At 69.3% G+C, this 5279-nt stretch carries 3 protein-coding genes and 3 pseudogenes; 3 read left to right on the forward strand and 3 right to left on the reverse strand.

Going from position 1 to position 5279, the window contains the following annotated elements; all coding sequences use genetic code 11:
• Nucleotides 1-139: 139 nt before the first annotated feature.
• From ACFV9O_RS34810 to ACFV9O_RS34820, 3 genes and pseudogenes are all read right to left on the reverse strand, one after another.
• A pseudogene (locus ACFV9O_RS34810) lies at nt 140-292 on the reverse strand (IS5/IS1182 family transposase); the annotation flags it as partial.
• 14 nt (nt 293-306) lie between these two features.
• Nucleotides 307-969 (reverse strand): M15 family metallopeptidase, encoded by a 663-nt coding sequence (locus tag ACFV9O_RS34815; protein ID WP_385425412.1) that lies wholly within the window; start codon nt 967-969, stop codon nt 307-309.
• Between the two features lie 308 nt (nt 970-1277).
• A pseudogene (locus ACFV9O_RS34820) lies at nt 1278-1933 on the reverse strand (maleylpyruvate isomerase N-terminal domain-containing protein).
• Nucleotides 1934-2153: 220 nt separating this feature from the next.
• Between ACFV9O_RS34820 and ACFV9O_RS34825 the strand changes: the two are divergent.
• From ACFV9O_RS34825 to sigJ, 3 genes and pseudogenes are all read left to right on the forward strand, one after another.
• Entirely contained in the window at nt 2154-3407 is a 1254-nt protein-coding gene (locus ACFV9O_RS34825) for a glycosyltransferase (RefSeq protein WP_385425415.1), read from the forward strand.
• A gap of 346 nt (nt 3408-3753) precedes the next feature.
• Nucleotides 3754-4332 (forward strand): carboxymuconolactone decarboxylase family protein, encoded by a 579-nt coding sequence (locus tag ACFV9O_RS34830; protein ID WP_385425417.1) that lies wholly within the window; start codon nt 3754-3756, stop codon nt 4330-4332.
• Nucleotides 4329-5179, forward strand: a pseudogene (sigJ, locus tag ACFV9O_RS34835) (RNA polymerase sigma factor SigJ). Before ACFV9O_RS34830 ends, sigJ begins: the two are co-directional and overlap by 4 nt.
• The last annotated feature ends 100 nt before the right edge of the window (nt 5180-5279 follow it).

A 5279-nucleotide genomic window follows, 5' to 3' on the forward strand; every position in this document is an offset into this window, starting at 1 on the left:
GGCGAGGCTGCGTGGACTGCGGGGCGTGAGTCACGCGTCCCTGCCACCCCATAGGGGTGTCTGGACGCAGGAGCCCACCCAGCAGCCAGTTGGGCGCTACCTCCAAGCCCGGTCGTTTACGGCCGGGTCAAGTTGACGCCGGGAGCTTGGTCTGACCGCGCTCCCGACGGTGCGGGACGACGAGGCCGGTACCGGGACAGTCGCTGTCGGCGATCGTCGTGGTCCGGCCGACGGCGGCTTTGGCGCCGGATTCCTCCCACGCCCTGCAGTCGATGCGGTTGCCAGGCTCCGGCAAGGCCGGACGGGTCAGCCGCCCGGACTGATCTCCTTCGGGCCGTAGAGGGCCGCGCCCTCCCCGGTGATCAGAGCCCAGTAGCGGTCACCGAAGGACCAGTGCCACCACTCCGTGGGGTAGTTCACCAGGCCCGCAGCCGTGAGCACAGCTCCCAGCAGCTTCCGGTTGGCGCGAGCCTCCTCGCTGATGTTGACGGCCTGGGTGTAACAGGCGCCCTCGCTCTCTTCAGGATCCGCGTTCATGCGCGTGCCCAGGTCCAGCTCGCGCCCACCGATGTCGGCCAGAGTGAGGTCGACGGCCGCGCCGGCACTGTGCGGGGCGATATCGGGTGGAGACACGTACCGGCTCGCCGCCGAGTGGATCTGCTCGTCGTGCCATTCGGGGTGGCCGGCTCGCAACTGGCTGACGTACTCCTCGTAGTACTCCCGCTGGAGGGAGGGTGGCCGGTACCCCTCGACGAACAGCAGTCGCAGTTCCTGCGGAAGCATTGCCTGGGCCTTGAGCAGCCGCTCCAGCACGCCTTCCCGCAGGTACGCGAAGGCATCTGCCGCGTCCTGCTTGCGTGCGTCGACCAGCAACGAGCCGCCGCGGCGGACATCCACGAGACGTTCACCGCATTCCGCAACGGGTATGGCCGCGACTTTCGGGTCCGACATCAAGACGATCGCATTCATGACGCGATCATCTCGCACGGCTCAACCCGGCCAACCTTCCCGGTCACAGCACCAGGTGTATTGAATGTGCTGGTTACAGCCACTCATTGATGGCCGCGACGAGGACGGTCGCTTCTGGCACCGCGACCTCCACGACCCTGAACTGTCGCCGCAACCGCCGGGGCCATTGATTGTTTGCGGGCAACTTCCCCAGCCGTCGGTTGCCACCTGCGGGAATCGTGCTGGGTCGACCGTGGGGTGGGTGGGGGAGTGGTGGTGACGTTCGGCACGTGGAGCGTCTCTTCGTGGGGGAGCAGGCTGTGGACGTATCAGCCGAGGACGAGCGGCAGTTTCGCGGCCGGCTCGCCGAGTTCGGCCTTCTCCGCGTCGGTCGGTGCCCGGCGGCCGGTGCCGACCAGAAGTGCGTCCTTGTCGGTGAACGACGCGGGGAACGCGGCGTCGGCGATCTTTTCCAGCGTCGCGCGGGATCGGGCCAGGCCCTCCGCGGGCGGTTCCGCCGCGTCCGGGAGGTGCGCGATCAGGTCGAGATGGTGCAGCGTCCATTCCAGGACGTACGCAGTGAGGTAGTCGCCCACGGTGAGGACCTCGTCGCGGGTGCTCACCCGGACTCCGGGGTCGGCGAGTTCGGCGGCACGTCCGGCGGCGGAGCCGACGTCGTCGAAGTGGAACTTGAGCAGGCGCGGTTCCTCGTAAGCGGCGGCCAGCCGGACGGTCAGCGCATCGAGCGGGTCCTCGCCGGTCGGCGGTTGGTCCTCGACGTTCCAGTAGGTCACCGCGTTGACGGTCGGTTCCGTATCGGCGGGGGTCACGAGGGTGATCAGGACGTCCTGCGCGTCGATGATCAGGTGGCACACGAGGTCCCGCACGAGCCAGCCGGTACAGCCGGACGGCTGCTCGAAGTCCTTGTCCGGAGTTCGGCGACAGCCGTGCGCAACGCCGCCCACGAGCGTGAGAAGAGATCCACATCGGCAAGGTAGTGGTAGGGCCGACGTTACCGCCGTACGCGGCGCGCTGCCGATTCGCGAAAGGGTTGTCCGTCCGCAGCGGACGATGAGGGGAAAGGGGAGTGCCCACTCCTTTCCACTCTCAAGGTATAGGGCACCGGGGGGCTTGCGGCAAGACCCGGGTCGTGCCGCAGAATCGCCCGCCGAGGCCAGAACCGACGGGAATGGGTGAGTCACGAAATGCGTGTGTTGTTGTCGACGTATGGGTCGCGCGGGGACGTCGAACCGCTGGTGGGACTCGCGGTGCAGTTGCGGGCACTCGGTGCGGAGGTGCGGGTGTGCGCGCCGCCGGACAAGGAGTTCGCGGAGTTGCTGGCCGGTGTCGGCGTGCCGCTGGTGCCGGTCGGCCCGCCGATGCACTCGATGGTGAGGCCGTCGTCGGCGGCGGACGCCTCCCGGCGCGTGTCCGAGCTGGCCGCGCAGTTCGATTCCGTCGCCGCGGCAGCCGAGGGATGTGACGCGCTCTTGGCGACCGGGCTGGCGCATTTCGCCTCGCGGTCGGTGGCCGAGAAGCTGGGCATCGCGTACGTGTACGCGACCTTCTGCCCGTTCCTGCTGCCGTCGCCGCACCACGCGCCGCCGCTGCTGCTGCTGCCGGGCCAGCCGTTCCCACCGGAGGTGACCGACAACCGGGTGCTGTGGGACCTGAACGCCCAGAGCTTCAACGCGCTGCACGGCGAGGCGCTCAACACCCACCGTGCCTCGATCGGTCTGCCGCCGGTGGACGACGTCCGCAACTTCATCTTCACCGACGAGCCGTGGCTGGCGACGGACCCGACCCTGGGCCCGTGGCAGGAGACGCCGGACCTCGACGTCGTGCACACCGGTGCGTGGATCCTGCCGGACGAGCGCCCGCTACCGCACGAGTTGGTGGCGTTCCTGGACGCCGGCACACCACCGGTGTATGTCGGCTTCGGCAGCATGCGCCACGTCTCGAAGGACGCCGCCCGGGTGGCCATCGAGGCGATCCGTGCCGAGGGCCGCCGCGCACTCGTCGGACGCGGTTGGGCCGACCTGGCCCTGATCGACGACCGGGACGACTGTTTCGTCGTCGGCGAGGTCAACCAGCAGGCACTGTTCGGCCGGGTGGCCGCCGTCGTGCACCACGGCGGCGCGGGTACGACGACGACGGCTGCCCGGGCCGGCGCGCCTCAGGTGGTGGTACCCCAGGCGGCGGACCAGCCGTACTGGGCCGGCCGGGTGGCCGACCTGGGAATCGGCGCGGCGCATGACGGTCCGACTCCGACCACCGAGTCCCTGTCAGCCGTGCTCAGGACGGCCCTGACTCCCGAGACCCGCGCCCGAGCGAGGGCCATGGCCGGCACGATCCGCACCGACGGGGCGACGGTGGCCGCGAAACTGCTGCTCGACGCGGTCAGCCAAGAAGGGCCCAGCGTCCGCCATGCCCACCACGATCGCCTTGACCGACACTGAGTGGGGCCTACCTGCAGAGCCAGCCGCTCGGCCGCCTCGCCACCGTGGATGCTAGCGGTGCGTTCATGAGCCGTGAGGTCATCCGGATCACGCCGACGTGGGTCCGTGCCTGGGGACTCGGCCCCGACGTGCAAGGCCGGCAGGTCCGTTCCAAGGCGGCGAGGGCGTCGGGGAACCACGGTTCTGTCACGCCTTCGCTCGGCGGCGCGCGCTCGATGTAGCCGCCTGGTCAGGAGCTGAAGGTGCCGGGGTCTCGGATCACTCCTCAGCCTCGTTGTCACGTGCGCGGGTCCGGCGGTGTCTTCATGCCGAACGGCCAAACAGGCACACGTACAAGGAGAACACCATGACGCTACGCGTCCCGAAGGCCGAGCTCACCGCCGAGCTCCGCGAAAACATGATCAAGCAGCTCGGTGACGTGCCCGAGCCCGTCGAGGTGCTGCGGAACAACCCCAAGCTTGCCGAGGCCAACCAGGAGTTCTCGGCCAAGGTGGGCGCGTGGGACGCGGCCGACGCAAGCCTCAAGACGTTCGCGCACATGGCCGTCGCGGCACAGGTCGGCTGCAGTTGGTGCCTCGACATCAACTACTTCCACGCGCTGAACCAGAACCTGGACCTGGCCAAGGCCAGCCAGGTGCGGCGTTGGCGGCAGTCGGAGGTGTTCACGCCGCTGGAGCGCGACGTTCTCGAGTACGCCGAGGCCATGACGAACACGCCGCCGACCGTCACCGACGAGCTGTCGAAGCGTCTGCTCGACCGGCTCGGCCCGGCGGCGCTGGTCGAACTCACCGCGTTCATCGGCTTCGCCAACATGGCGACCAGGTGCAATACGGCGCACGGGGTCACGTCGCAGGGCTACTCCGATGCCTGCGAGATTCCGCTGGCCGCGCGTCCTGAGACGTCCAGCGTGGTGTCGACAGCGTGACCGAGGACCCGTTCGTCGCCCATCGCAGCCTGCTGTTCACGGTCGCTTACGAGATGCTCGGCTCGGCGGTCGACGCGGAGACGTGCTGCAGGAATCCTGGCTGCGGTGGGCCGACGTCGACCGCGCGCAGGTGCGTGACCCGCGGGCCTACCTCGTCCGAACCGTCACACGGCAGGCGCTCAACCGTCTGCGGACGATGTCGCGCAGCCGCGAGGAGTACGTCGGCCAGTGGCTGCCGGAGCCGGTACTGACCAGCCCCGACGTCGCCGAGGACGTCGAGCTCGCGGAGAGCGTTTCGATCGCGATGCTGACAGTGCTCGAATCGCTCGGGCCGACGGAGCGCGCGGTGTTCGTGCTCCGCGAGGTCTTCGAGATTCCGTACGGCGAGATCGCCGAGGCGACGGGCAAGTCCACGGCCGCGGTGCGGCAGATCGCGCGGCGGGTACGCGAGCACGTGGCGGCCCGGCGGCCGCGGGTGCGGGTGAGCCGGTCGGAGCAGCAGGCCGTGGTGGAGCGGTTCCTGGCCGCGCTGCGCACCGGCCAGGTGCAGGAACTGCTGGACGTCATGGCACCGGACGTGGTCCTGATCGCCGACGGCGGCGGGCTTGCGGCCGCCGCTCCGGCTCCGATCCACGGGGCCGAACTCGTGGCGAAGCTGCTCGCTCGCCCGGACCGGGTGGTGTCGGCCGTGTGGCTCAACGGTGCGCCTGCGGGCCGGATCGAGATCGACGGCCGACTGGCCGCGGTGAGCCTCGTGGTGGAGAACGGGAAAGTCAGCCGGATCCACGCGATGGCAAACCCGCGGAAACTGACGCGGCTTGATGAACCGGCCGAACTCGTCAGGTAGGCCCGCTGATGCTCTGGCGGCGTGGGGGGTGTTTGGGGGCGGTGCGACCTCCAAGAACAACCAAAAGAGAACGAGGCAAAACAACCCGAACAGCCGCCGC

It is taken from the genome of Streptomyces sp. NPDC059909, assembly GCF_042730885.1.
Classification (GTDB): Bacteria; Actinomycetota; Actinomycetes; order Streptomycetales; family Streptomycetaceae; genus Streptomyces.

What these genes read in the sequence shown, in the direction of transcription:
- ACFV9O_RS34830 (WP_385425417.1), top strand. Translation starts at nt 3,754, where the DNA reads ATGACGCTACGCGTCCCGAAGGCCGAGCTCACCGCCGAGCTCCGCGAA.
- ACFV9O_RS34815 (WP_385425412.1), bottom strand. Translation starts at nt 969, where the DNA reads ATGAATGCGATCGTCTTGATGTCGGACCCGAAAGTCGCGGCCATACCC.
- ACFV9O_RS34825 (WP_385425415.1), top strand. Translation starts at nt 2,154, where the DNA reads ATGCGTGTGTTGTTGTCGACGTATGGGTCGCGCGGGGACGTCGAACCG.